Annotated in this window: 25 protein-coding genes; 10 read left to right on the top strand and 15 right to left on the bottom strand. The window is 58.1% G+C overall.

Annotated elements, in window-relative coordinates; all coding sequences use genetic code 11:
* Positions 1 to 132: 132 nt before the first annotated feature.
* The gene (folB, locus tag CVE23_RS17870) at positions 133 to 495 is read right to left on the bottom strand and encodes a bifunctional dihydroneopterin aldolase/7,8-dihydroneopterin epimerase (protein ID WP_038666140.1); all 363 of its coding nucleotides are present in this window, start codon (positions 493 to 495) and stop codon (positions 133 to 135) included.
* Positions 496 to 602: 107 nt separating this feature from the next.
* Between folB and plsY the strand changes: the two genes are divergently transcribed.
* Entirely contained in the window at positions 603 to 1,244 is a 642-nt protein-coding gene (gene plsY, locus CVE23_RS17875; protein WP_145958432.1) for a glycerol-3-phosphate 1-O-acyltransferase PlsY, read from the top strand.
* A 70-nt stretch (positions 1,245 to 1,314) separates the two neighbouring features.
* Here the strand turns inward: plsY and CVE23_RS17880 are convergent, their stop codons facing one another.
* A complete protein-coding gene (locus CVE23_RS17880) occupies positions 1,315 to 2,901 on the bottom strand; it encodes a methyl-accepting chemotaxis protein (RefSeq protein ID WP_038920087.1) in 1,587 nt (528 codons plus the stop codon).
* 314 nt (positions 2,902 to 3,215) lie between these two features.
* Here CVE23_RS17880 and ppa point away from each other — a divergent pair, with 314 nt between their 5' ends.
* On the top strand, positions 3,216 to 3,746 hold the full coding sequence (gene ppa / locus CVE23_RS17885) for an inorganic diphosphatase (RefSeq protein ID WP_038666134.1): 531 nt from the start codon (positions 3,216 to 3,218) through the stop codon (positions 3,744 to 3,746).
* 74 nt (positions 3,747 to 3,820) lie between these two features.
* On the opposite strand, the gene CVE23_RS17890 is transcribed toward ppa, so the two are convergent.
* Genes CVE23_RS17890 through tamA form a run of 3 tightly spaced genes read right to left on the bottom strand, consistent with a single transcriptional unit; the run spans position 3,821 to position 9,647 of the window.
* Positions 3,821 to 4,168 carry a gamma-glutamylcyclotransferase family protein gene (locus CVE23_RS17890; protein ID WP_038920089.1) on the bottom strand — a complete coding sequence of 116 codons (348 nt, stop codon included), beginning with the start codon at positions 4,166 to 4,168 and terminating at the stop codon, positions 3,821 to 3,823.
* A gap of 2 nt (positions 4,169 to 4,170) precedes the next feature.
* Entirely contained in the window at positions 4,171 to 7,926 is a 3,756-nt protein-coding gene (gene tamB / locus CVE23_RS17895) for an autotransporter assembly complex protein TamB (protein ID WP_100850061.1), read from the bottom strand.
* A complete protein-coding gene (gene tamA, locus CVE23_RS17900) occupies positions 7,923 to 9,647 on the bottom strand; it encodes an autotransporter assembly complex protein TamA (protein ID WP_225622607.1) in 1,725 nt (574 codons plus the stop codon). The genes tamB and tamA overlap by 4 nt, the downstream gene beginning before the upstream one ends.
* Positions 9,648 to 10,043: 396 nt before the next feature.
* Between tamA and msrA the strand changes: the two genes are divergently transcribed.
* Together msrA and paeA are read left to right on the top strand one after the other, a co-directional pair.
* Positions 10,044 to 10,682, top strand: coding sequence for a peptide-methionine (S)-S-oxide reductase MsrA (msrA, locus tag CVE23_RS17905; RefSeq protein WP_038921109.1), 639 nt, complete (start codon positions 10,044 to 10,046; stop codon positions 10,680 to 10,682).
* A 137-nt stretch (positions 10,683 to 10,819) separates the two neighbouring features.
* Positions 10,820 to 12,136 (top strand): polyamine export protein PaeA, encoded by a 1,317-nt coding sequence (gene paeA / locus CVE23_RS17910; protein WP_038920092.1) that lies wholly within the window; start codon positions 10,820 to 10,822, stop codon positions 12,134 to 12,136.
* A 96-nt stretch (positions 12,137 to 12,232) separates the two neighbouring features.
* Here the strand turns inward: paeA and CVE23_RS17915 are convergent, their stop codons facing one another.
* Both CVE23_RS17915 and cysQ read right to left on the bottom strand, forming a co-directional pair.
* Positions 12,233 to 12,439, bottom strand: coding sequence for a DUF1107 domain-containing protein (locus CVE23_RS17915; RefSeq protein ID WP_012768543.1), 207 nt, complete (start codon positions 12,437 to 12,439; stop codon positions 12,233 to 12,235).
* Between the two features lie 417 nt (positions 12,440 to 12,856).
* Positions 12,857 to 13,597 (bottom strand): 3'(2'),5'-bisphosphate nucleotidase CysQ, encoded by a 741-nt coding sequence (cysQ, locus tag CVE23_RS17920; RefSeq protein WP_038920093.1) that lies wholly within the window; start codon positions 13,595 to 13,597, stop codon positions 12,857 to 12,859.
* 234 nt (positions 13,598 to 13,831) lie between these two features.
* Between cysQ and CVE23_RS17925 the strand changes: the two genes are divergently transcribed.
* Together CVE23_RS17925 and ytfE are read left to right on the top strand one after the other, a co-directional pair.
* Positions 13,832 to 15,781: a bifunctional 2',3'-cyclic-nucleotide 2'-phosphodiesterase/3'-nucleotidase gene (locus CVE23_RS17925; RefSeq protein ID WP_100850063.1), complete on the top strand. Its 1,950-nt coding sequence runs from the start codon at positions 13,832 to 13,834 to the stop codon at positions 15,779 to 15,781.
* A gap of 141 nt (positions 15,782 to 15,922) precedes the next feature.
* Entirely contained in the window at positions 15,923 to 16,588 is a 666-nt protein-coding gene (gene ytfE, locus CVE23_RS17930; protein WP_100850064.1) for an iron-sulfur cluster repair protein YtfE, read from the top strand.
* Positions 16,589 to 16,692: 104 nt separating this feature from the next.
* On the opposite strand, the gene CVE23_RS17935 is transcribed toward ytfE, so the two are convergent.
* Together CVE23_RS17935 and bamJ are read right to left on the bottom strand one after the other, a co-directional pair.
* The gene (locus tag CVE23_RS17935; protein ID WP_038920095.1) at positions 16,693 to 17,049 is read right to left on the bottom strand and encodes a DUF2502 domain-containing protein; all 357 of its coding nucleotides are present in this window, start codon (positions 17,047 to 17,049) and stop codon (positions 16,693 to 16,695) included.
* A gap of 294 nt (positions 17,050 to 17,343) precedes the next feature.
* Positions 17,344 to 17,964, bottom strand: a complete 621-nt coding sequence (gene bamJ, locus CVE23_RS17940) for a BamJ family beta-barrel-assembly machinery protein (RefSeq protein WP_042860926.1) — start codon at positions 17,962 to 17,964, stop codon at positions 17,344 to 17,346.
* 225 nt (positions 17,965 to 18,189) lie between these two features.
* On the opposite strand from bamJ, the gene CVE23_RS17945 reads away from it, so the two are divergent.
* Complete coding sequence (locus CVE23_RS17945) at positions 18,190 to 18,897, top strand: LysM-like peptidoglycan-binding domain-containing protein (protein WP_038920096.1); 708 nt, start codon at positions 18,190 to 18,192, stop codon at positions 18,895 to 18,897.
* Here the strand turns inward: CVE23_RS17945 and CVE23_RS17950 are convergent.
* The 6 genes from CVE23_RS17950 to yjfP form a co-directional block, all read right to left on the bottom strand.
* Entirely contained in the window at positions 18,881 to 19,255 is a 375-nt protein-coding gene (locus tag CVE23_RS17950) for a DUF488 domain-containing protein (protein ID WP_038920097.1), read from the bottom strand. The two genes, CVE23_RS17945 and CVE23_RS17950, sit on opposite strands and share 17 nt — an antisense overlap.
* 116 nt (positions 19,256 to 19,371) lie before the next feature.
* On the bottom strand, positions 19,372 to 19,821 hold the full coding sequence (rplI, locus tag CVE23_RS17955; RefSeq protein WP_033569210.1) for a 50S ribosomal protein L9: 450 nt from the start codon (positions 19,819 to 19,821) through the stop codon (positions 19,372 to 19,374).
* 41 nt (positions 19,822 to 19,862) lie between these two features.
* Entirely contained in the window at positions 19,863 to 20,090 is a 228-nt protein-coding gene (gene rpsR, locus CVE23_RS17960) for a 30S ribosomal protein S18 (RefSeq protein WP_000135199.1), read from the bottom strand.
* Between the two features lie 4 nt (positions 20,091 to 20,094).
* Positions 20,095 to 20,415: a primosomal replication protein N gene (priB, locus tag CVE23_RS17965; protein WP_038920098.1), complete on the bottom strand. Its 321-nt coding sequence runs from the start codon at positions 20,413 to 20,415 to the stop codon at positions 20,095 to 20,097.
* 5 nt (positions 20,416 to 20,420) lie between these two features.
* A complete protein-coding gene (gene rpsF, locus CVE23_RS17970; protein WP_012768533.1) occupies positions 20,421 to 20,813 on the bottom strand; it encodes a 30S ribosomal protein S6 in 393 nt (130 codons plus the stop codon).
* Positions 20,814 to 21,020: 207 nt separating this feature from the next.
* A complete protein-coding gene (gene yjfP, locus CVE23_RS17975; RefSeq protein WP_049853848.1) occupies positions 21,021 to 21,770 on the bottom strand; it encodes an esterase in 750 nt (249 codons plus the stop codon).
* A gap of 226 nt (positions 21,771 to 21,996) precedes the next feature.
* Between yjfP and CVE23_RS17980 the strand changes: the two genes are divergently transcribed.
* The 3 genes from CVE23_RS17980 to CVE23_RS17990 all read left to right on the top strand — a co-directional run bounded on the left by CVE23_RS17980 (position 21,997) and on the right by CVE23_RS17990 (position 24,762).
* Positions 21,997 to 23,937, top strand: a complete 1,941-nt coding sequence (locus CVE23_RS17980; protein WP_049853847.1) for a methyl-accepting chemotaxis protein — start codon at positions 21,997 to 21,999, stop codon at positions 23,935 to 23,937.
* Positions 23,938 to 24,075: 138 nt separating this feature from the next.
* The gene (bsmA, locus tag CVE23_RS17985; RefSeq protein WP_100850065.1) at positions 24,076 to 24,441 is read left to right on the top strand and encodes a biofilm peroxide resistance protein BsmA; all 366 of its coding nucleotides are present in this window, start codon (positions 24,076 to 24,078) and stop codon (positions 24,439 to 24,441) included.
* A gap of 45 nt (positions 24,442 to 24,486) precedes the next feature.
* Positions 24,487 to 24,762: a hypothetical protein gene (locus tag CVE23_RS17990; RefSeq protein ID WP_038920102.1), complete on the top strand. Its 276-nt coding sequence runs from the start codon at positions 24,487 to 24,489 to the stop codon at positions 24,760 to 24,762.
* Positions 24,763 to 24,783: the final 21 nt, after the last annotated feature.

The following is a 24,783-nucleotide window of genomic DNA, read 5'->3' on the forward strand; positions in this document are numbered from 1 at the left end:
CGTCAGCAAGCCGCAACGTATAAAGCACATCGAAGATGTCCCACGCTTTGGGGACCAACTTAAAATAGAGATATTATCTTTTGATTACCTTAAGAAGGGTCTGTGTTTGCGCCGAAATGATCGCCAACCGATTCATGCTGACGGACGGACGCCGCGTTCAATCACCACGCCCACGCTGCGCGCCTGCGCTACCGCGCCGGGCTTGCTGACCTTCAGCCGCAGCCAGGGAATGCCGAAGCGCTGCATCAGTGTGGCCGCCACCTCTTCAGCCACCCGCTCCACCAGCGCAAATCGCCCGCCGGCGACCAGTTCAATCACCGCCTCGCTGACATCGGCATAGCTCAGGCAATCGGCTACGTCGTCGCTGGCGGCGGCCGGGCGGTTATCCCAGGCCATTTCGATATCGAACATCAACTTCTGCTGGATGGTCTGTTCCCAGTCATAAACACCGATGGTGGTGATTACGCTCAGTTCTTCAATAAACACGATATCCATCACGTCATCCCCTGTTTTTGCCGCCGCCGGATACCACTTCCGGCAGAAAGTGCGTATTATCCACAGATGCTGAACTTAAAACGACCTTTATTGGACGGAAGCCGTTTATGAGTGTTATCGCGCCCGGAATGATTATCGTCGCGTATCTGTGTGGCTCGATCTCCAGTGCGATTCTGATTTGTCGCATCGCCGGTTTGCCCGATCCGCGCGAACACGGTTCCGGCAACCCTGGCGCCACCAATGTGCTACGCATCGGCGGTAAAACCGCTGCCGCCGCCGTACTGGTTTTTGACGTTCTTAAAGGCATGCTGCCGGTGTGGGGCGCTTACGCGCTGGGCAGTTCGCCGCTGTATCTCGGCCTGACGGCCATCGCCGCCTGTCTGGGCCATATTTACCCGATTTTTTTTCGCTTCCACGGCGGCAAAGGGGTCGCTACCGCGTTTGGCGCCATCGCGCCTATCGGTTGGGATCTGACCGGCCTGATGACCGGCACCTGGCTCCTGACCGTGCTGCTGAGCGGCTATTCCTCGCTGGGGGCGATTATCAGTGCGCTGATCGCGCCGTTCTACGTCTGGTGGTTCAAGCCCCAGTTCACCTTTCCGGTAGCCATGCTCTCCTGCCTGATCCTGATGCGGCATCACGATAACATCCAGCGGCTGTGGCGCGGTCAGGAAAGCAAGATCTGGAAAAAGCTGCGTCGCAAACACCATTCGGCGGACGATACGCCAGATAAACACGACGAATCCTGAGCGTAAAAAAAGCGGCCTTAATTGGCCGCTTCGTTTTTTATCAGGTTAGAGGTAGTCTTCCCGGTTTTAATCAGTAACGTCCTAACGCTGCCAGAGCTTGCTGTTCCAGCCGGAACTGAGCCATGCTGGCCGCCAGTTCGCGCGCCTGCTCTTCCAGCGAGCGGGTCGCCGCCGCCGACTCTTCTACCAGCGATGCGTTCTGCTGCGCCACCGAATCCATCTGCGACACCGCCAGGTTTACCTGCTCAATGCCATTGCTCTGTTCACGGGTCGCGGTGGAAATTTCACGCATCAGGGTGGTCACCTGCGACACCGACGACGCCACGTCACTCATGGTTTCGCCGGCGACGCGGGCGATTTCGGCGCCTTCGTTGACCTGCGTTTGCGAATCCTGCATCAGCACCTTGATCTCTCTGGCCGACTGAGCGCTGCGCTGCGCCAGACTACGCACCTCGCCCGCCACCACGGCGAAACCGCGGCCCTGCTCGCCGGCGCGCGCCGCTTCCACCGCCGCATTCAGCGCCAGAATATTGGTCTGGAAAGCGATGCCGTCGATCATCGTCAGAATGTCGGCCACCCGTGCCGCCGTAGCGGAGATCAGCTGCATTTTGTCCAGCATCTGATCAACGGCCTGGCTGCCTTTCGTGGCGGTATCGGATACCCGCTGCGCCAGCAGATAAGCCTGATCGGCGCTATCGGCGTTCAGCTTCACGGTGGAAGCCAGCTGTTCCATGCTGGCGGCGGTTTGTTCCAGCGACGCGGCGGACTCTTCGGTACGCTCCGCCAGATGACTGTTGCCGGACGCCAGCTCGCTGGTGCCGATATCAATCTGACTGCCGGCGTCGCGCACGCGCCCCACCGCCACGGCGAGGGAGTGCTGCATGGATTTCATCGCCCGGATCAGCCGGCCGATTTCGTTGTTGCCGCCGTCTTCAATGGTGCGCGACAAATCGCCTTGCGCAATCACTTCAAGCTGCCGTACCGCGCCGTCCAGCGGGCGCAAAACCACCTGACGGATCGCCCACCATGCCAGCACCGCCAGCAACAGCGCCACCGCAAATACCACCCCCATCGACCACAGGCGGCCATAAGCCAGTTCGTCCGCCTGCTGCAACATAGTTTCTCCCACCTGCAGCGCAAAATCGCGGAAATCGGCAATAGAAGTATCCATGCCGATGCTGAGCGCCGGCAGGGTATCCTGCATCAGAGAATAATAGTCATCCAGATTGTCTTTCTTCAGCGCGGCGATCATCGGCGTCATGCCCTGACGATCGTAGGCTTCATACGCGACTTTGACATGCTCGGCCATTTCGGCGCCGCGTTTGGTCACGGTGCCATACGCCAGAAACCGCGCCATCTCCCGGCGCGACGCCTCGGCATAATTTTCCACGCGCCCCACGGTTTCCTTCGCCTTGTCGATCAAACCGATTTCATACAGCCTGACTGCCTGAGCCGCAGCGGTGCGGGCACGCAACGTGGCGGTATAGCTTGACGACAGCGCACTCAGTTCTTTCCCCTGAATTTTATCGATAGACAGTAGCGAGCGGTTCCCCTGGCTGATCGCGCTGGTGCCGATTCCAACGACAATCGCCAGCAGCACCAGCATGATGCCCACCAGCGCCAGCAGGCCATGCTTGACCGTAATGTTCTTTAGCATCCGTACTCTCCCTTGTGATTCAAAATAATAAAAAGCAGCAAATAAATAAGATGGCGTAGTCCAGTACGACGCACCATGCCGGTGCATCGCGGAACACGCCGGGTGACACGATTCAGGATCCACGTTTATCGGAATCCTGCCGTTGTTCTTTAATTAGATTAATTATTTAATTTCCATTGATTAGGCTTATGGGAATCCGATACGGCAACCGGCAAACAGACGCAATGCGCCCAGCCTAAAAAATCACGACTTTCGCCATCAGTTGGCTATAATGAGCGCCACTCCATTCTGGTTTGAAGAAGAAGGAAACCGACATGAGTTTGAATACGGTACCGGCGGGCAAAGACCTTCCGGAAGATATCTATGTAGTGATCGAAATCCCTGCCAACTCTGATCCGATCAAGTACGAAGTGGACAAGGAAACCGGCGCCCTGTTCGTAGACCGCTTTATGTCTACCGCCATGTTCTATCCGTGCAACTACGGCTACGTCAACAACACGCTGTCTCTGGACGGCGACCCGGTTGACGTTCTGGTGCCGACCCCGTATCCGCTGCAGCCGGGTTCAGTGATCCGCTGCCGTCCGGTTGGCGTACTGAAAATGACCGACGAATCCGGCGAAGACGCTAAAGTGGTGGCGGTACCGCACACCAAACTGAGCAAAGAGTACGATCACATCAAAGACGTGAACGACCTGCCGGAGCTGCTGCGCGCCCAGATCGGCCATTTCTTCGAGCACTATAAAGACCTGGAAAAAGGCAAGTGGGTGAAAGTGGACGGCTGGGCCGACGCCGCCGCCGCGAAAGCTGAAATCCTGACGTCTTTCGAACGCGCCAAAAATAAATAAGGCTATTCTGCCGGTTGCAGCACGCGCGAACCGGCAATGCCAGAAACAAAAACACCGCCGAGGCGGTGTTTTTTTTACTGCTCTTCGTTACGCTTCAACCAGTCGCCGCTGGCGATGCGGCGCAGACCGGTAACCGGGCGCTGATACAGGTAGATCCAGGCGCTGCCGAAAGGCGTGGCGATAAGCTCACGCTGGTAAACGCCGTCTCCCCGCTTCAGTTCATCCAATTCGGTCAGAATAGACGAACTGATGCGGTACACTTCGCAGTAAATCTCTCCTTTGCCTGCAACCGCCGCCGGGTAGTGTCCCAGATCGTACAGCTCATACCCTTCAAGCTGATGATCCCCTAACCACTGAGCGTTGGTCATCCAATGACTGTTTCCCTGTTTGCGCCGTAAACTGCCGTAGACAATAATTCGCATTGCTAAAACTCGAACTGATAGAGCACATCAAGCGCCTGATTCACACCAGACACCGCTTCCAGATATAGTTTTGGCATTAAACGGTAACGTAAGGTTAACGTTGCCAATGAATCGAACAGGCCGACACCATACTTGACCTGTAGGCCCGGAAGGACGTAACCGCTGACAACCACCTGCGATTTGTCGCCAACCCCCTGTGTATCCAGAGCTAAATTGCTTACGCCAAAGGCCTCGCCGATTTTACCCACAACTTGACCACTTTGTGCAACCCCCAAACCGATCAGGGCCGATGTCATCATCGAACTATCCGTTCCGCTGCTGTTCAGTCCCTGGCCGCGCAACAGGTAGGACAAGGCCTCTTCCTGAGATAAGGTCGGGTCGGAGAACACTTCCAGCTTAGGCGCGGTGGCCGTGCCAGTTACCCGCACGCCAACCGTCACGCTGTCTGCGGTATTGTCCGGATTGCGGATCGCCTCGATATTCAGCACCGGCAGCGTCGGCGGGCCGGAGAACAGCAACTGTCCCTTGCGCACCTGCAGATCCTGACCATACGCCTTGAAACGCCCTTCCGGCATCGAAATCTGGCCGTTCAGGCCCAGCCCCTGCGTGTCCTGCGTGACTTTCAAATCGCCGCTCAGCCGGGCGCGCAGGCCATAGGCGTCGAGCCAGACATCATCGCCCACCCGCACGATCAGGTTGCTGGCAATCGGAATCGAACTGGCGGCGGTCGGCATCGGGCGTCGCCGTTCATCCAGAATAACCTCATCCGACGACACATCCACCGCGCTGGCCGGCATGTCATGCACTACGATTCGCGCCCAGGGGATCGTCACCGTGCCGTTGAGCGTCAGCAACTGCGGCGTCGCCTCGAACACAATATCCGGCGACACATCCAGTCGCGCCATCGGCGGCACCGTCACCCGCATGCGGTCGCCGTTGACGGCGATGCGCGCCCGCCAGGCTTCAGGCACCGACCAGTCGGCGTTCCCCGCCAAATTAATCTGCCCTTGCGTGGTGCGAAATACGCCCTGCAACGTCGACGACATGCCGTTGAACAACAGCGCCAGCCGCCCGCTGGTCAAATCCACCGGCATCCAACTGCCGTCCACGTCAAGATTATCCAGCGTCATCTGCCCGAACACCTGCGGGCGTTGCAGGTCGCCCCCCAGCCGCAGATCGGCATTAACGACCCCGGCCGCCTTCTCGTTCTGGCGCAGAATCGGCCGCAGCAGATCGAGCGACAACGCGTTTAACGTCACCGTACCGCTCAGGCTACGGCGTCGCTGCGGGTCGGCAATCTGTACGTCGCCCCGAAAACGGCCATTGCCCTGAATCCCCATCAGCCATGCCAGCCGCGCCTGCCCTCGCTGCAACCCGGCCTCCAGCGTCAGCGTATCAAAGACCACCGGCAGCGTACCGCCCTGCACCTGCTGACGCACGGTTACGCCATTGCCGGCCAGCGCGACGTGGGCTTCCGGCAGACCGCCGTTTGCCTGCCAGCTAACCTGAGCGTTGCCGGTAATCGTGCCGTTGACCGCCGTCTGCTGGCCGATAAAGGGTTTCAGCATCGCCAGATTAAACCGGTTCAGATTGACGCTCGCCTTGCCGCTGGCGCCCGCCTCGATCGGCTGCGGCACACACAGTTCGGCATCCGGGTTACGCCAGCAATGCGCTCCTACCGTGACTTTCTGCGCCGCCGCCTGATAAACCAGCGACATCGCCGGCGCCAGCCGCCACTCGCCGACCGGGGTTTCAAAGCGCGTATCGCTGAGTTCCCCCTGCCAGCGCTGCTGCGCACGGTCGAAATGACCGCTCAACAACAACTGACCGCCTATCGGCTCACCGTTCATGGTCAACCGCAACTGGTGTTGGTTTTCGTCGCCGGTAGCGCGCACATTCAGGGACGCCAGACGCAGGTCGCCCTGCGCCAGTTGCTGTAGCTGCAATGTCAGCGTGCCGTGCACCTGTTTATCCGACTGCACATCGCCATTGAGTGTCAGTTTGCCAAGGCTTAGTTCCTGCCAGCGCAGCGCCGTGGCATTGATTTCCGTCTGCAACTGCGGCGCGTCGCGTTTGCCGCTCAGTCGCAATTTCCCCATCACCTGCCCGCCCAGACCCGGCAGAATCCCGTTGAGCGACGGCGCGTTGATATCGCCGTTCAGCCGCCACTGGTCGCTTAGCTCACCCTGCAGCGTCAGTTGGTTACGCCCCAACGCCAGCGTCACGCCTGGAATCGACCACTGGCCGCCGGCGTTGCCGCTCAGCGCCCCTTTGACCATCACCTTGTTCTGCCGTACCTGCCCGTCCAGCGCCAGCTGCGGCACGTCCAGTTGCCACGTCTCGCCCGCCAGACTGCCGCGGGTGGTCAACGATCCTTCCAGCCGCGCCGGCCACTCCGGCCATTGCTGTGCGGTATTGATGCCTTTCAGGGTCAGGTTGCTGTTCCAGCTGATTGCATCGCGCCAGTCCAACTGACCGGTGATATCCGCCGTGCCCTGCAACGCGGCCAGCCGCAATCGCGTCAGCGCGAACTGCTGCTCACTGCCGTTGCCCTCCAGCGTCAACGTGCCGGGCGGTAACTCGCGGCCGCGAATATCGCCCCGCAGGGCCAACGAGTAATCGGTGGCTTTGCCGCCGATGCTCAGTTGTACGTCGTTGAACTGATATAGGGCGTCGCCGGTCAGCGGCCAGCGCAGTTGCGGGCTGTGCAGGCTGATATTCAAAGGCAGTCCCGGCTCGGCCAGCGCGGTTTGGATATCCAGTTGCGCCCGCTGCGGGCCGGACAAGTTCATCGCCAGCCGCAACTGCTGGCGCAGGCTGCCTTCGGCCGTCAGTCGCAGCCGTTCGCCTTTGAGCGGGTCGCGGTTCAGAATGCCGTTAACGTTGAGCGTTACCGGCCAGTCGCCGGCCAGCCGGGCCTCGCCGTGGGCGTACAGCGCGCCTTGCGGCGACTGTACCGTCAGCTGTTGCAACGTCAGTGTTTGCTGCCGGGTGGCGGCCTGCAACTGAAAACGGGAAAGGGTCACCGGCTGGCCGCCCAGAATCTGCCACGACTCGCCGCGCAAATCGGCGATGGTGATATCCAGCGGCAGCGTAAATTCAGGCATCGCCGGCAACAGCGGTGCGGCAAACAGGGTGCGCAGCGTCTCGCCCAGCGGTTGCGGTTTACCCGCAGTCGCCGGCGGCGTGGTCGGCGTTTTCGGGGCGGCAGGCAGCGCCACGGTGAGGCCCGATACCTGCGTCGGCAGCAGCGTCAGCGACCGCCCCTGCCAGTTCAGTCCGGTTTGCAGCAACGACAGCGACACATCGGCGCCATCGACAATAATACGGCTGTTGCTCAGGTTTACACGGCGCAGCAGCACTGCCACCGGCGCGCTGATTTCGGTCACCGGCGCCGCCTGCGTCACCGGCTCGGGTTCAGCAGGCGGCATATCGCTGGTATTGATCGCCACCGTCAGATTTTGCAACGACAGGTCGTCCAGACACAGTTGGCTGCGCCACAGGCAATCCGGCGCCAGCGCCAGATGCAAATTGTCCGTCTGCACGGTCACGCCGGGCATTTGATAGCGTACCGCTTTCAGCGTCAAATCGCGCCAGCCGCCCTCGACCTGCCCTATCTCCAGCCCCGGCACCCAGCGCACGGCGGCGCTGAGTAACAGATGCAACCCCGGCGTCGTGGTCACCAGCAACACCACCGCCAGCAACAACGCCAGTACGCCAGCCATCAGGCCAATTCCGGCTTTTTTCATCCTGCTCATAGCTCCGGCCCCAGCCCGATATAAAACTGCAATCCGTGTTTGTCGTCATCCCCAATCGGCCGGGCGATATCGAATTTGATCGGCCCCACCGGCGACGCCCAACGCACGCCGATGCCGGCACCGGTCTTGAGGTTGGTGCGCGCCAGATCGTTGACGGCCTCGCCGCTGTCCACAAAGACCGCGCCCCACCATTTCCCGGTGACGTTGTACTGGTATTCCAGCGAACCGGTTGCCAGTTTTGAGGCCCCGGTGAGTTTGCCGTCGCTGTCGCGCGGAGAAACGGACTTGTATTTATAGCCGCGAATGCTGCGATCGCCGCCGGCGAAGAAACGCAGCGACGGCGGTACGCGGGAGAAGCTGCCGGTTTCAATCCAGCCCAGATTGGCGCGCGCCACGAAGCGGTGTTTTTCCGCCAGCGATCGGATCCAGACGTTCTGGGCCTGAAACACCGCAAAATCGATATCCGAGCCCCACAGGGTATTGGAGACATCCACCGAATAGCGCTGGGTATCGCCCCAGTCGGGCATCAGCCCGCCCCGCTGCCGGGTACGGTTAAAGCTGAGACCGGGGTATATCAGCATGGTGGTATTGGTGACGTTGGCCTGGGTAAAGTGATCCAGCGTCCAGCGCAGGTTGACCGCCCGCTGCCAGCCGCTGGACAGCTCCCAGTAACGCGCCAGGTTGAGCGACGTCGAGTCGGACTGGGTGTCATTGAGATCTTCGCGCTTGAAACCGCCCTGCATCAGATAGTATTGCTCCAGCGGACTTTTCAGCAGCGGAATCTTGTAGCTCAGATCCAGTTGCTGCTCCGGCGCGGACAAACTCAGGCTGCTTTCCAGGCTGTGGCCGTAAGAATTGACCCAGGGTCTTTTCCAGGTGGTTTTCAGCCGCGGCCCGACATCGGTGGCGTAGCCGACACCGGTTTCCACGCTGTTGCGGGTGCGCGGCGTCAGCACCGCATCCAGCGGCAGCACTTTACTCTGGCGGCCCTGTTCGAAATCGGGCGCCACCACCACCGAATTGAACCAGCCGGTAGCGGACAGACGTCGGTTAAACTCCCCCAACTGTTCCGCAGAGTAAACATCGCCCTCCTGAAACGGCACCAGATTGTGCAGATAAGCCGACTGGATCTGGGAACCGCGAAAGTTGACCTTGCCGAAGCGATAACGCGTGCCGCTGTCGTAGTCAATATCCCACCAGGCCTGATGGGTGGACGGCATCACGCCCAGTTGGCTTTTATTGAAGCGGCCGTCAAAGTACCCCTTTCGCATCGACAGGGTGCCGAGTTCGCTTTTGAAATCATCGTAAGCGCCGTGATTGAGGATACTGCCTTCGGCGGGACGATGCTGTCTCACCAGTTTTTGATAGTCTTCATCACTCTGCGCGCCGCCGCGAATGGCAATGCTGGAGCCGGCGATTTTCACCGGTTCCCCCGGCTTGACGGTCACCTTCAGCACCGGACGGCCGCGCCCCTGCGCCGGGATAAACTCAAAGCGGATCTCAGGGTCGTAGTAACCCAGCGCGCGCAACCCTTTGCGGATCGCTTCATCGACCCGGGCGCGGAAACGGCCATCGGCGTTGACTTCATCTGGCGTGATGGTGGAAAGACGGGCACGTACATTTTTCTGCAGTTCGCCCTCCAGCCCGGTGAGCTGCAGGCGCACGTTCGATGCGGCAAGCGCCGGCGCCGCCATCAGCAGCAGACTTCCGAGTCCCAACATGCGGCAGAACATGACGCCGCGACGGCAAAATTTGTTTTTTGTCCTGATAAAAATTGTCACTTAACTTCCCGGCAGTGTCAGCAGAATCGACGTATTTTCTGATTAACCACAGACAAGTATGCCTGTAACGGTGCTGTTAACTATAGATAGTCGTCGCCATGCAGACAACGCTATCGCCCTGAAAACCCCCATCGCTGATGTCGGACATCGCCAGTCGACGGGCAGGTCTGACGGTCTCCGGATGCTGACCATACGTGCGCCTATCGTTGCAACGCGCCGCCCGACGCCAGCATCGCTGTCATATTGCCGTGCTATTTCGCCATAAAGACAGAGCGCATTAACTCGGTTATGCTCTGAAAGTATGAAACACAGGGTGATAATCAGGAGCCAAACGTGATAGCGAATTTTGATAAGACACAGCTGATCGGCCAGTCGGACGCCCTGCCGGGCCGCACCACACCGATGCCGGTCGCCCGTCTGCATGTGGTGAATCAGCATTCCATGACCCATGTGCCGGATCACATGGAGGTGGCGATCTTCGCCATGGGCTGCTTCTGGGGCGTGGAACGGCTGTTCTGGCAACAGTCCGGGGTGTACAGCACTGCGTCCGGGTATTGCGGCGGCTATACCCCCAACCCCACTTATCGGGAAGTGTGCACCGGCAAAACCGGCCACGCGGAAGCCGTGCGGGTGGTGTTTGATCCTGCGGTGGTGAGTTACCCGCAGTTACTGCAACTGTTTTGGGAAAATCATAACCCGGCGCAAGGCATGCGACAGGGCAACGACATCGGTACGCAGTATCGTTCCGCTCTCTATACGTTAACCCCGGAGCAGGAAACCGCGGCGAAAGAGAGCTACCAGCGCTTCCAGCAGGCCATGCGCGATGCGGGCGAGAACCGCGACATCACCACGGAAATCCAGCCCGCCGGGCCGTTTTACTACGCCGAAGACGAGCACCAGCAATACCTGCACAAGAACCCGAACGGCTATTGTGGGCTGGGCGGCATCGGGGTTTGCCTGCCCCCGCAGGGGTGAAACTGGCGGCGATTTAACCTCGCCTGCTATACTGGGCGACCACGGGCCGGCTTCCGGCCCCTGTTGCGGCGATGCCGCACCCATAATGTTATTCCCTTTCAGAGGTTCGCCGTCCGTGACGACTGTGCGAAAAAACTATGTTAAACAGTCTGTTAATTATTTTATGTCTTATCGCCATCAGTGCGTTTTTCTCTTTGTCTGAAATATCGCTGGCCGCTTCACGCAAGATCAAACTGAAGCTGATGGCCGACGAAGGAGACCTGAACGCCGCCCTGGTACTGAAATTTCAGGAAACGCCGGGCATTTTCTTCACCGTGATTCAGATCGGCCTCAACGCGGTCGCCATCCTGGCCGGTATCATCGGCGACGCCGCCTTCTCGCCCTATTTCGAAATGCTGTTTGCCAGCTTTCTGCCGCAGGACATGGTCGCCCGCGCCAGTTTTATCTGCTCGTTTGTGCTGGTTACCAGCCTGTTCATCCTGTTTGGCGACCTGACGCCGAAACGCATTGGTATGATTGCCCCGGAAGCGATAGCCATTCGGATCATCAACCCCATGCGCTTCTGTCTGCTGGTGTTCCGCCCGCTGGTCTGGCTGTTCAACGGTCTGGCTAACCTGATTTTCCGGCTGTTCAAGCTGCCGATGGTGCGTAAAGAAGACATCACTCCCGACGATATCTATGCGGTGGTGGAAGCCGGCGCGCTGGCCGGCGTACTGCGTAAACAGGAACATGAGCTGATCGAAAACGTGTTCGAACTGGAGTCGCGCACCGTGCCCTCTTCAATGACCTCGCGCGAAAGCGTGGTCTATTTCGACCTGCATGAAGATGAAACGCAGATCAAAGAGAAAATCGCGCACCAGCCGCATTCCAAGTTTCTGGTGTGCAACGGCACCATCGATCAGATTGTCGGCTATGTGGATTCCAAGGATCTGCTGAACCGGGTGCTGGGCAATCAGAGTCTGGAACTGACCAGCGGCGTACAGATTCGCCCGGCGCTGATCGTGCCGGACACGCTGACGCTGTCGGAAGCGCTGGAAAGTTTCAAAACCGCCGGCGAAGACTTCGCGGTGATCCTCAACGAGTACGCGCTGGTGGTGGGAATTATCACCCTTAACGACGTGATGACCACGCTGATGGGCGACCTGGTTGGGCAGGGGCTGGAAGAGCAGATCGTCGCCCGTGACGAGAACTCCTGGCTTGTCGATGGCGGTACGCCGATAGAAGATGTCATGCGTGCACTCAGCATCGATGAGTTCCCCCACTCCGACAATTACGAAACCATCGGCGGGTTCATGATGTACACGCTGCGTAAAATCCCCAAACGCACCGATTTTGTTCGCTACGCCGGGTATAAGTTCGAAGTGGTGGATATCGACAGCTACAAGATCGACCAGCTGCTGGTCACACGGCTGGAAGAAAAAACGGCGCTCAACGCTGAAACGCATCCGGCATAAGCCGCTTCGCGCACTAACTTCAACAAAGAGTACAACCCCAACAAATAACAACGGCCCGTTAACGGGCCGTTTTCCTGTCGCAGGGGGCGAGTTCCTTCAACCCAATTCAGCCTGCAACTTCAGTACCTGACGGTTGACTTCGGACATCACCACCAGATGCTGTTTATCCTGCGTTTTGGGCAACAGAATGCGGCCCTGATCAAATTCAAAAGCGCCAATCCCTTTAATGTAGAGTCTTCCACGAAACAGGATTTTCACATACTTGGCGACCTTCAGGGGGTTGTAACGTTCGAAGATCCTCATCGTCTTCCTCTCCTCCCGTTTTTTTTCCACCGCGCTACCCGTTCCCAATTAGGGTCGGATGATGTTCAGCACGGCAATCACGTACAACTGGTTAGTGTCCTTATCCTGCGGTTAGTTCCCGCAATGACAGAATTATTTACGGCGTTTACATATTTTTACCGAATAGACTAATGCCATACTTTTTAAATCAGTATAAACCTTCAAGTTATTGCCGTATGTGCGATATGCCGCAAACTCACATACGCGACGGTAAACGCATCAACGGCCGCCAATCTACCGTGAAAATATGACCAAAAAACGACAGTGCGCCGCCAGCGGCATAAAGATAAAAACGGGAAGGCGGGAAGAGCACGGCAGGCCTATCGCCTGCCGTGGCTATCATCAGGAAAAATCCGGCCGGAGCGACCGGAAAAGGCATCAGAACAGTGAAACGCGAAAGCCCGGATTCAGGAAGGATTCGCGCGGCAGATAAGAGAGCGAGCGCCCTTGCCAGTCATGCACCTGCGCGCCGGCGGCCAGCGCCACCGCGTGCCCGGCGGCGGTATCCCAGATATTGGTCGGCCCAAAACGCGGATAAAGCTGGGCCTTGCCCTCCGCCACCAGACAGAACTTCAGCGACGAGCCAATGGACACGGTCTGGTGTTCGCCCAACTGTCGCAGATAATCGTCCAGCTCTGCATCGGCGTGAGAGCGGCTCACCACGACCAGCGGCGGTCTGGCGTCTTTTACCTGAATGGCGCGGCGTTTCCCACCCTCTTCCTTCCAGGCCTTGCCGTCCGCCGCGGCGTACATCACCCCGGTCACCGGCACGTATACGACGCCCAGCACCGGTTTGCCGTTATCGATCAGCGCGATATTGACGGTGAACTCGCCGTTGCGATTGAGAAATTCTTTGGTGCCGTCCAGCGGATCCACCAGCCAGTAACGCTGCCAGTGCTGACGTTCGGACCACGCCTGCGGGTCCTCCTCCGACAGCATCGGAGTCTCGGGGTAGTGTTCGGCCAATCCACGCGCAATCACCTGATGCGCCGCCAGGTCGGCGGCCGTCACCGGCGAGTCGTCTTTCTTTAGCGCCACGTTCAGCGGCTGCTGACCGTTATAAACCTGCATGATGGCGTCTCCCGCCTCACGCGCCAGTTGGCAGATCTGTTCTAACATCGTTTCACCTCATTATACGTACAGGCCATGTGTCAGGTGCCGCGACAGCGCACGCACCGGGCCATTTTTATGTCTGCCCCGGAATTCTATGTCATGCTTCACAATTCAGGCTGATATTTAACACGATATTCATCAAAATCTGCGATACACATTCTGGCCGCGCCGCCATTGTCGGACAACCGTCCGACTGCGCAGGCGCCGCCATGTTGATACCTCGTCACAGGAGCGACCTTTATGAAGCATAAGCTGGTGCTGAGCCTGCTCGCGATAGCCATCGCTAACGCCACTCAGGCAGCCACCGTCGATTTACGGGTGCTGGAAACCACCGATCTTCACAGCAATATGATGGACTATGACTACTATAAAGACAGTCCAACGGATAAATTCGGACTGGTCCGTACCGCCAGCCTGATTCAAGCCGCCCGTCAGCAAGCCGTCAACAGCGTGCTGGTGGACAACGGCGACATTATTCAGGGCAGCCCGCTGGGCGACTACGCCGCCGCCAAAGGGTTGCAGAAAGGCGACGTGCACCCGGTCTATCTGGCGATGAACACGCTGGATTATGCGGTCGGCAATATCGGTAACCACGAATTCAACTACGGGCTGGACTACCTGCACAACGCGCTGGCCGGCGCCCATTTCCCGTATATCAACGCCAACGTGCTGGACGCGAAAACCGGCAAACCGCTGTTTACCCCTTACCTGATCGAAAAGAAAACGGTGAAAGACCGCGACGGCAAATCCCACGAGCTGCGCATTGGTTATATCGGCTTCGTGCCGCCGCAAATCATGGTGTGGGACAAAGCTAACCTAAGCGGCAAAGTTACGGTAGCGGACATTACCGAAACCGCGAAAAAATGGGTGCCGGAACTGCGCAAACAGGGGGCGGACGTGGTGGTTGCCATACCGCATTCCGGCCTGTCGGCGGAGCCGTACAAAACGATGGCGGAAAACTCGGTCTACTACTTAAGCCACATCCCCGGTATTGACGCCATTATGTTCGGCCACGCCCACGCGGTATTCCCGAGCAAGGATTTCGCCAGCATCAAAGGCGCCGATATCGCAAAAGGCACGCTGAACGGCGTTCCCGCCGTGATGCCCGGCCAGTGGGGCGACCATCTCGGCGTGGTGGATCTGGTACTGAACAACGACAGCGGCCAGTGGAAAGTGACCGAAGGTAAGGCGGAAGCCCGCCCGATCTACGACAAAGCGCAGAAGAAATCGCTGGCGGCGGAAGACCCGCAACTGGTCAACGTGCTGTCGGACGCCCATCAGAAAACCCGCGAGTTCGTCAGTAAGCCGATCGGCAAAGCTTCCGACAATATGTACAGCTACCTGTCGCTGATTCAGGACGACCCGACGGTGCAGATTGTCAACAACGCGCAGACCGCGTACGTCGAGCACTTTATTCAGGGCGACCCGGATTTAGCCGAACTGCCGGTGCTGTCGGCGGCGGCGCCGTTCAAAGCGGGCGGCCGCAAGAACGACCCGGCCAGCTACGTGGAAGTGGAAAAAGGCCAGTTGACCTTCCGTAACGCCGCCGACCTCTATCTCTACCCCAACACGCTGGTAGTGGTAAAAGTTAAAGGCGAGCAGGTACGGGAATGGCTGGAATGCTCCGCCGGTCAGTTCAACCAGATTGACGCGCACAAACGCGAGCCGCAGTCGCTCATCAACTGGGAAGGCTTTCGCACCTACAACTTTGACGTTATTGACGGCGTGAATTATCAGATCGACGTCACCCAGCCCGCCCGCTACGACGGCGAGTGCCAGTTGATCAACGGCAATGCGCATCGCATCAAGGATCTGACCTTCAAAGGCAAACCCATCGATCCGCAGGCCACGTTCCTGATCGCCACCAACAACTACCGCGCCTACGGCGAGAAATTCGCCGGCACCGGCGAAAAACAGGTCGCGTTCGCCTCGCCGGATGAAAACCGCGCGGTGCTGGCCGCCTATATCAGCGCCGAAACGAAAAAAACCGGCGAGGTAAAACCGGCCGCGGACAACAACTGGCGTCTGGCAAAAATTGTCAGTGATACCCCGCTGGATATCCGGGTGGAAACATCGCCGTCGCCGAAAGCGGCTGCCTTCATCAAGGAAAAATCGCAGTACCCGCTAACGCTGGTAGGTAACGACGACATCGGCTTTGCCGTCTACCGTCTGGACCTGCAAAAACAGTAACCCTATCAAACCGCGCTCCCACGGCGCGGTTTTTTTTCGTCTCCCCCGCATTCGCCATCGTAATCCTTTTTAGGGATAGCTAATTTTAAAAGATGCATTTAAAATACATTTTATAAATTACACCGTTCAGGGGTACCCATCATGCATTACCGCGACCAATCATTAGGCGAACTGGCCATCACCATCCCTCGCGCCACCGCGCTGTTTCGTGAATTCAACCTCGATTTCTGCTGTGGCGGCAAACAGACGCTGCTGCGCGCCGCCAGCAAACAGGCGTTGGATATCGAGATACTGGAATCGCGTCTGGCCGATCTGGCGGCGCAGCCGTCAACGGAAAAAGACTGGCAGCAGGCCTCGTTGAGCGAGATGATCCAACACATCATCAGCCGTTTCCACGATCGTCACCGTGAGCAGTTGCCGGAACTGATCCACATGGCCGAAAAAGTGGAACGCGTGCACCACGACAAACCGGCCTGCCCGCACGGACTGACCAATCAACTGATGCTGATTCACGACGATCTGGCGCAACACATGATGAAAGAAGAACGGATCCTGTTCCCGATGATTCAGTCCGGTATGGGCGCGCAAGCCGGCGGACCGATTTCGATGATGGAACACGAACATGATGACGCCGGTCAGCAACTGGAAGTGGTCAAAACGATCACCAACAACGTTACGCCGCCCGCTAATGCCTGCACCACCTGGCGGGCGCTGTATACCGGCATCAACGAGTTTATCGACGACCTGATGGAGCACATCCATCTGGAAAATAACCAGCTGTTCCCACGGGCACTGCGGGGCGAGTAATTGGCGTTATCCGTCAGCGCCTATCCATCACACCGCGCCCGCCGCCATAAAAAAACCGCGCCGTTTTAGCGCGGTTTTTGTCTTTTCGTTATCGGCCGCCCGGCTTACCAGCGCGGGCCGCCGCCATGATGGCCCCAGCCGCCCCACCCCGGGCCAGGCCCCGGACCGCGTGGTCCGGCAGGGACAACGTAAACCGGTTGCGGGCGTTCAATCACCACAACGCGTGGCGGGGGTGGCGGTGCGTAGTAATAAACCTGGCGGGCATGATGGTGCCGACGCTCATACCAGCTGTCGGGATCGCACCAACGATTGCCGTCCCAGTAATAGCCACGATCGTCACGATCGCCGATGTGAAGATACACACCCGGCAGCGCCAGACTCAGGCTGTCGGCCTGTGCGGCGGGCATCGCCGACAACAGTACACCCGTCATAATGGCACCTAATAAAAGTGGCTTAATCATAATGCTAACCTCTGCTTCACCGCGATGCGGCGGATGACTCACTTATACGGCGCGCCGCCATGAGCCGCTATCAGAAAATGGCTAAATATTAATACCTTCAGGAAAGCAATTCAGGTTTGGCGCCGCTTATCGACGTCAGCATAACGAGGCAATCGTCAGGCCGCCTTTACGAGGTGTATCGACGGGTTACACGACACGGAATCAGCAGGGATGAAAGCAATGAGGCCGCTGCGGCTAACGCCATGATAGGTCAGAGAAAAGCATGCCGGGTCGCGACGTCCCCGGCAGAGAAACTTACAGGATTTCCAGCAGTTCCACTTCAAAAATCAGCGTGCTGAACGGCGGGATGGACGCACCCGCGCCACGTTCGCCATACGCCAGATTCTGAGGAATATAGAGTTCCCACTTCGAACCGACCGGCATCAGCGTCAACGCTTCGATCCAGCCAGGAATCACGCCGCTAACCGGGAATTCCGCCGGCTGGCCGCGCTGCACCGAGCTGTCGAACACGGTGCCGTCAATCAGGCGGCCGGTGTAGTGAACCCGCACCCGATCCTGACGCGCCGGGATAGCGCCTTCGCCCTGCGTCAGTACACGGAACTGCAGGCCGGTCTCGGTGCTGCTGACGCCGTCTTTGCCAGCGTTGGCTTCCAGAAAGCGCTGGCCTTCCGCCGCCTGCTCACGCTGACGCTCACGACGCACCGCATCCGCCCGCTCATGCACTTCACGCAACGCGCGATGTACCACATCAACCGGCACCACAGGCGCTTTTCCTTCCAGCGCATCGCACAGACCCGCTACCAGCGCATCGGGGATCAACCCCTCCAGACCAGATTCCTGCAGTTGTTGACCAATCTGCAGGCCAATGCCGTAGCTTGCCTGCGCTTCGACGCTGTCATAAGAAGGCGTTGTCATGAATGTTCCTTTAATCTGTAAAATACGAAAGCGCAGCATAGCAGCGAGTCGGTTGAGGGTAAAACGTTCTGTCGCGATCTCGCCGTGTTGCCGGCCGGCACAGCGTCAAACCGCTCATGTTTGCGGCGTCGGAACCCAATGACGATGACCTTAACTGGTTATCTGTCCTTGATTACCGATATAATTAAGCTGTTTCACCTTTATACGGTTCTAAGAGAGGTCACCATGGGCAGAATCGCGCCCAGGAGAAAGCAATCCACCTGGAATCACCTGACGCTATGGCAATCCTGCCAGAATTGGCTGGCCCAATGGCGTCGACGCAAGGAAATTCCCGGTGAACCGGAAGAAAGCGCAGACGAGACGGAGACGGTTACCCCGGACCCCGCTCCACGCCGCAGACATCGCAGACAGCAACCCTGGCTGCGAACGCTTTGGCATCTGCCGGATGATTTCAGCTGGATGGAACCGCTGCCCTATTTTCACCGTCGTTGTATTTTGATTTTGCTGTGTTTGCTGTTGCTGGTGCTGCTGTGGCCGGTGTCCCCCCCAGCCCCCGCGCCTTCCCGTCAGGTGGACGTGCCGCTCAGCTCGCAGACCGCGCCTATACAGGCGCAATTGGTGGCTCCTGCAGCCACCGCCAGCCAGACGCCGCGCCCGGCGACGTCTGGCGCCACCTGGCAATCCTATCAGATCGCGTCCGGCCAGACGCTGGCCCAGCTGTTTCGCGACAACAACCTTCCCGTCAACGATGTCTTCGCCATGGCGCAGGTGGAGGGGCAAAGCAAGCCGCTCAGCAATCTGCGGACCGGGCAGAAAGTCCAGCTGCAGCTCAATACGCAAGGAATGGTGAGCCAGCTTGAGATCGACACCCCGGACGGTCAGCAGGTGCAGTTCGTTCGCCAGCAGGACGGTTCCTTCATTCGCGTTCGCTAAGCGCAGCCTGTTCTATCAAAAAATCACGCAACACCACCGCATGATTCCGTTCCGTATCCCGGCTGCCATACAGCAGGGTTATCGGCTGCGACTGACGCAATAACGCCGCCAGCGGCTGCCACGCAGTGTGCTGACTCAGCTCCGCGCGGTACATCCCGACGAATGTTTCCCACTCTACTGGGTTAGCATGATACCAGCGGCGCAATTCATGACTGGGTGCGACGTCTTTAAGCCAGACGACGTCGGGTAGACGGATTTTGGCGATGCCGCGCGGCCACAGCCGATCGACCAGAAACGTGGGGGAAGAAAAAGGAGGCTGCGCATCATAGACACGCATCAATTGGACCAGCTCGCTCATCTCGTATGTCGTTCAGTGATACACACGTTGATGATAGGCCGCTTTGACCGACTTACCAATGCAAAACGCTGGCACAAGGCCAGCGTTTTACCTGTTGTGGTCAACCGAAGTAAAAATTACTCGGCAACAACCACGACGTTCAGCTTGGCGAATACGTCGCTGTGCAGCTGGAAGCTTACTTCGTGCTCACCCAGCGTGCGCAGAACGCCGTTCGGCAGGCGAACTTCGCTCTTGGCAACATCAACACCAGCAGCGGTGACCGCGTCAGCGATGTCGCGAGTACCGATGGAACCGAACAGTTTGCCTTCGTCACCCGCTTTAGATGCGATGGTCACGGAAGCCAGCGCGTTGACTTTCTCAGCGCGGGCTTCAGCAGCAGCCAGAACGTCAGCCAGTTTGGCTTCCAGTTCAGCGCGGCGGGCTTCGAAAAACTCAACGTTTTTCTTGGTTGCCGGCACAGCTTTGCCCTGCGGAACCAGGAAGTTACGAGCGTAGCCCGCTTTAACGTTAACCTGATCACCCAGGCTGCCCAGGTTTGCTACTTTATCCAGCAGAATAACTTGCATTACCTTATCCTCTCAAAGTCTCGTTAATGGACAGTGGCCGATTACTGATGACGATCAGTGTACGGCAACAAAGACAGGTAGCGCGCACGCTTGATAGCGCGGGCCAGTTGACGCTGGTATTTTGCACGGGTGCCGGTGATGCGGCTCGGTACAATTTTACCACTTTCAGTGATGTAGTTTTTCAGCGTTGCGATGTCTTTATAGTCAATCTCTTGAACGCCTTCCGCGGTGAAACGGCAGAACTTGCGACGACGGAAATAACGTGCCATTTGGCTAGTCTCCAGAATCAATCAATTCAATCTGCTCGGCATGCAGCACCACTTTGCTCAGGCCATTGCGCCCTTGATGGCAACTAATGAACCCCTGAACCCTGAGTTGCATACCGACCGTTATACTGTGGGTAAATGCCTGTGACGGGTGTCCGCTGACAATCACGGGCATACGGCACCATGCTTGTCGGCTGAGTCCGGCTTCTTCCTGCACTGAGCGGTGCTCAAGCACAAACTGACAGTGAGGAATACCCGACGGACTGACTTTTCGAATGGGCGTCTTGCACACCGTGCCCGACAGCTCCAGTCGATTCACCGTCACCACAACAATTACTCTTCAGAATCCCCAACTTCAGCATCATCATCGGCTTCAGCGTATTCGTCACGACGCTCACGGCGTTCGTCTTTCGCTTTAACCATCGGAGATGCTTCAGTTACCGCGTGCTTAACGCGCATAACCATGCTGCGGATAACGGCGTCGTTGAAGCGGAAGTTAGTTTCCAGCTCATCGATCACTTCCTGCGGGGCTTCAACGTTCAGCAGAACGTAGTGAGCTTTGTGCAGTTTGTTGATCGGGTAAGCCAGCTGACGACGGCCCCAGTCTTCCAGACGGTGGATCTTGCCTTCCGCTGCTGTGATAGCACCGGTGTAACGCTCGATCATGCCCGGAACCTGTTCACTCTGGTCAGGATGAACCATAAAAACGATTTCGTAATGACGCATCGAATTGCTCCTTACGGATTATTCAGCCTCCTGTCAGGGTCAGCCGCGGCCCATGGAAGCAAGGAACGTGTTGTGTGTACGGCTGAAAAAATGACGCGCAATTGTACTGACTGCCACGCGGGAAAACAAGCCATATCGCTGATTTCCATCATGAGGGGGCTGGGTCAGGAGAAATAGCCCGCCGCTGGCGGGCCATAGACGGGTAAATCAAAGCGAGCGCGAGAAGAAATCCGCGCCGGCCTGCAGGGCGGTCGGGGTGATCTTGTGGCCGATGCCGGCCTCGGTCAGGTAAGTCAGATGCTGGTGGGACTGGCGAGCGGTTAACTCCCGGTACAGCCGTTCGCTCTCCTGCGCCGGCACCAGCTCATCCGCCAGACCGTGCCAGAGCAGCAGCGGCCGGTCGGAAACCTTGTCCAGTTGATGACGCACATCAAAGGGCGCGACGCGATCAGCCAGCGCCTGCAACTGCGCCTGCGCGCCCGGCTCTTCCGGCGCGACCGGCGGAAACAGCGTCTGCGACAGCGATGAAAAGTATCCGGAGCCCATAAAACAGGCCACAGCCCGCAGCCAGGGATATTGCGTCATCGCAGCCAGCGCGGTCATTCCCCCCATTGATGCGCCGCAAATCCCGACCCGATCCCCGTCAATCAGCCCCTGCTCCCGACACCAGTCCAGATGGAGCGGCAATTCACTGACATTATTCAGGAAAATATCCCAGAAACAGCGCCAGCGACGCGCTTCATCGCCGTCAAACCGCGCGCCATGCATCAACGCATCCGGCGCGATGACGCGGAACCCGGCCTTCGCCAGCGCGTAGGCAAAATACGCGTAGACTTCCTTCGACGAGGTATAGCCATGAAAGAAGAAAATGGTTGGCAACGGCCGCGTTCGGCTGCCGGATGGAAAGGCATGCAACACCTCTATCCCTGAAACATTCTCACTTCCCATTTCTACCATCCTTGCCTCCATTCCTTCGTTGATTGACAGGTAAAACCGTAAAAAACGCCTACAATTATTCTGTATATCATTTAACCATCAACAACAATCGACACATAGAAAAATAGATCGCAATGATCTTGATCAAATTAGTTACAAAAGCACCAGTTAGTGTAAAATTTCGCACTTTTTTGCCGTTAACGGCATTAACCACCCCTAATAACGTCTCACAATAAAGAGAATTATCATGCAGCTTGCTTTTAGACGCTGGAGCCTCGGTGTCAAACTTTCAGTTATCGCCTCCCTGAGTGTGGCCGTGCTGTTTATCGCATTCAGCCTCAGCCTGACACGTTCGGCCGGTGAAAAACTGGAATCATTGACAATGCATGACATGGAAAGTCAGGTTACGGGTATTACAGATATGATAGCCATGTACGACACCAGCCTGCAGGCCAGCGTCGACAGCTATACCAATCTGTTTGCCAGCTTTCTTCCTTCTCGTTTTACCGTGGACAATCAGGCGCGTCTGCCCATCAGCGGCACGACCGCGCCGACCCTGAAATCCGGCGATACCGTCCTCAACATGAACACCGCCGTCACCGACGACTTTCTCAACCGTACCGGCGCTATTTCCACCATTTTCGTGCGCGACGGCGACGACTTCGTGCGTATCACCACCTCGCTGAAAAAGGAAGACGGCTCGCGCGCCATCGGCACCAAACTGGATCGCGCCAGCCCGGCATTCGCGCCCGTCTCCGGCAACAAGTCCTTCAGCGGCCTGGCGGTACTGTTCGGCAAGCAATATATCACCCAGTACAAACCGGTCACCGACGCCAGCGGCAGCGTGATCGCCATTTTGTTCGTGGGGATTGATATCAGCAAAGAATTTGCCCAGATGCAAAAACGCATTCTGGATAAGCGTATCGGCGATACCGGCCACTTTATCGTGCTCAGCAAGGCAGGCGCGACGGCCGGCACCTATCTGGTGCACCCGTCGCTGGCCGGGCAAAAACCGGACTGGTCTGGCGATGCTCTGCAGCAGGTGCTGAAAAACGACGGCGGCAGGCTGGAATACGCTGATAACAGCCTGAGCGGCGATGACCGTACCCAGGTGATGGTATATCGCAGCGTGCCGCAGTGGAAATGGGTCGTCATCGGCACCATCAGCAAGGCCAGCCTGCTGGCGGAAATCAACACGATCCGCAATCTGTTTCTGGGCGGCGGCATCGCGCTGGTGGTGCTGTTCGCCGTGTTCTTTGTCTACCTTACCCGTCGCTGGCTGAGCCGGCCGCTGGAGGAAGTGGTTAAAGTGGCGGAGCAGTTCGCGGCCGGTAACCTGCAGGCGACGCTGACCACCGACAGCCAGGATGAAGTCGGCCGTCTGGTGGACGCCATCAACGGTATGGGCCACGGCCTGACCCGCCTGGTGTCTCAGGTGCGCGACGCCGCGGAAGAGATCGCCGCCGGTACTGACGCGCTGGCCGAAGACAGCGGCAACATCAGCGAGCAGATTTCCCGTCAGGCCAGCAGCGTGGAAGAAACCTCGGCCACGATGGAACAGTTGTCCTCGACGGTGAAACAGAATGCCGACAACGTCTCCGCCGCTAAAGGGCTGGCGGCGGAAAGCGCCAGCGCCGCGCAGAACGGCAGCATCACGGTGACGGACTCGGTGGAAACCATGAGCGAAATCAAACGCTCGTCGCAGAAGATCGCCGACATTACCACCACCATCCAGTCGATCGCCTTCCAGACCAATATTCTGGCGCTCAACGCGGCGGTGGAAGCCTCACGCGCCGGCGAGCACGGCAAGGGCTTCGCCGTGGTTGCCGCCGAAGTGCGTTCGCTGGCCCAACGCAGCTCTTCAGCGGTGAAGGAAATCGAAGCGCTGATTGCCGAATCGCTGCATCAAATCGAAACCGGCTACCGTTTCTCGGAAAAAACCCGTTCGGTGATGGACGATCTGCTGCATCGCATCCAGCAGGTCAGCACTATCGTCAACGACATTGATATCGCCTCGCGCGAGCAGTCGCTGGGCATTGAACAGGTTAACGTGGCCATCAACCAGATTGGGCAGGCCATCAACCAGAACGCTTCGCTGGTGCAGAATTCGGAAAGCACCGCGCAGGGACTACGCGAAAAAGGCCATCATCTGAGCGATGTGGTCAGCGTGTTCCGCATCCACTCCTGATCGCTTCATTACCTCTGCCGGCTACCGGCAGAGGTCCGCTTAGGCGGGTTATCCTCCGTTACACGCCGGCGGTATCCCTGTCTGCCTCAAGGGGTTACACTATATCCACCCAGTACCGGACTGACCGGAACACCACCAATGACACGCCCATCATGGCTATTCAGCGTTACGCCGTTGAACCGAGTGTTGCTGAGCACCCTGTTGTCGATGCTGATCAGCGGTTGCACGTTGCTGGCCGGTAAGCCGGTCCCGCCGCCGCCGCCCGCGGAACAGGCGGCCGAAATATCCAGAGAACAGAGCTATCTGCTGGAAAAAACCGGTTCAGTTTCGGTCGATGTACGCGGCAGTCTGGATGATGCGGTACGGGAAATACAGCGTCAGGCCAACGCTCGCGGCATGCCTTACTACCGGGTGGTCAGCCTGACGGAAAACGAACATGTGCGACGGGATAGCTGGCACGGCTATGCAATCTTCTACCGCCCGCCTGCCGCCGCCCGCCCCTGAACCAACCAGGCCAATCAGCGCCCCAAAAAGATTGAGAGGATAAGGATGAAAACAAAGATTGCCGCCATCGCCCTGTTACTGCTGACAACCGGCGTTAGCGGCGTGGCTGCGGCCTCGGAATACCCGTGCCGCAGCCCGGAATGGAATGTCTGGGTTGAAATGCAGGTGAATACCCGCGGACAGTTGGGCGATGTGGAAGTCGGTTCGCTGGTGTGGCAGCAGGCGGTAGAAAGCCGACTGCCTGCGACCTCCTGGCCATCGCGCAATTCCGTGCTGTGGTGCGCGGCCGTAGAACAGAAACTCGCCAGCCTGAAAAAATAACGCCCATCCTGAAGTGGATAG

Origin of the sequence: Dickeya fangzhongdai, from assembly GCF_002812485.1 — a bacterium.
GTDB lineage: Bacteria > Pseudomonadota > Gammaproteobacteria > Enterobacterales > Enterobacteriaceae > Dickeya > Dickeya fangzhongdai.

Coding starts and splice junctions, on each gene's coding strand:
- folB (WP_038666140.1), bottom strand. CDS start 495: ATGGATATCGTGTTTATTGAAGAACTGAGCGTAATCACCACCATCGGT.
- plsY (WP_145958432.1), top strand. CDS start 603: ATGAGTGTTATCGCGCCCGGAATGATTATCGTCGCGTATCTGTGTGGC.
- CVE23_RS17880 (WP_038920087.1), bottom strand. CDS start 2,901: ATGCTAAAGAACATTACGGTCAAGCATGGCCTGCTGGCGCTGGTGGGC.
- ppa (WP_038666134.1), top strand. CDS start 3,216: ATGAGTTTGAATACGGTACCGGCGGGCAAAGACCTTCCGGAAGATATC.
- CVE23_RS17890 (WP_038920089.1), bottom strand. CDS start 4,168: ATGCGAATTATTGTCTACGGCAGTTTACGGCGCAAACAGGGAAACAGT.
- tamB (WP_100850061.1), bottom strand. CDS start 7,926: ATGAGCAGGATGAAAAAAGCCGGAATTGGCCTGATGGCTGGCGTACTG.
- tamA (WP_225622607.1), bottom strand. CDS start 9,647: ATGTTGGGACTCGGAAGTCTGCTGCTGATGGCGGCGCCGGCGCTTGCC.
- paeA (WP_038920092.1), top strand. CDS start 10,820: ATGTTAAACAGTCTGTTAATTATTTTATGTCTTATCGCCATCAGTGCG.
- CVE23_RS17915 (WP_012768543.1), bottom strand. CDS start 12,439: ATGAGGATCTTCGAACGTTACAACCCCCTGAAGGTCGCCAAGTATGTG.
- cysQ (WP_038920093.1), bottom strand. CDS start 13,597: ATGTTAGAACAGATCTGCCAACTGGCGCGTGAGGCGGGAGACGCCATC.
- CVE23_RS17925 (WP_100850063.1), top strand. CDS start 13,832: ATGAAGCATAAGCTGGTGCTGAGCCTGCTCGCGATAGCCATCGCTAAC.
- ytfE (WP_100850064.1), top strand. CDS start 15,923: ATGCATTACCGCGACCAATCATTAGGCGAACTGGCCATCACCATCCCT.
- CVE23_RS17935 (WP_038920095.1), bottom strand. CDS start 17,049: ATGATTAAGCCACTTTTATTAGGTGCCATTATGACGGGTGTACTGTTG.
- bamJ (WP_042860926.1), bottom strand. CDS start 17,964: ATGACAACGCCTTCTTATGACAGCGTCGAAGCGCAGGCAAGCTACGGC.
- CVE23_RS17945 (WP_038920096.1), top strand. CDS start 18,190: ATGGGCAGAATCGCGCCCAGGAGAAAGCAATCCACCTGGAATCACCTG.
- CVE23_RS17950 (WP_038920097.1), bottom strand. CDS start 19,255: ATGAGCGAGCTGGTCCAATTGATGCGTGTCTATGATGCGCAGCCTCCT.
- rplI (WP_033569210.1), bottom strand. CDS start 19,821: ATGCAAGTTATTCTGCTGGATAAAGTAGCAAACCTGGGCAGCCTGGGT.
- rpsR (WP_000135199.1), bottom strand. CDS start 20,090: ATGGCACGTTATTTCCGTCGTCGCAAGTTCTGCCGTTTCACCGCGGAA.
- rpsF (WP_012768533.1), bottom strand. CDS start 20,813: ATGCGTCATTACGAAATCGTTTTTATGGTTCATCCTGACCAGAGTGAA.
- yjfP (WP_049853848.1), bottom strand. CDS start 21,770: ATGGTAGAAATGGGAAGTGAGAATGTTTCAGGGATAGAGGTGTTGCAT.
- CVE23_RS17980 (WP_049853847.1), top strand. CDS start 21,997: ATGCAGCTTGCTTTTAGACGCTGGAGCCTCGGTGTCAAACTTTCAGTT.
- bsmA (WP_100850065.1), top strand. CDS start 24,076: ATGACACGCCCATCATGGCTATTCAGCGTTACGCCGTTGAACCGAGTG.
- CVE23_RS17990 (WP_038920102.1), top strand. CDS start 24,487: ATGAAAACAAAGATTGCCGCCATCGCCCTGTTACTGCTGACAACCGGC.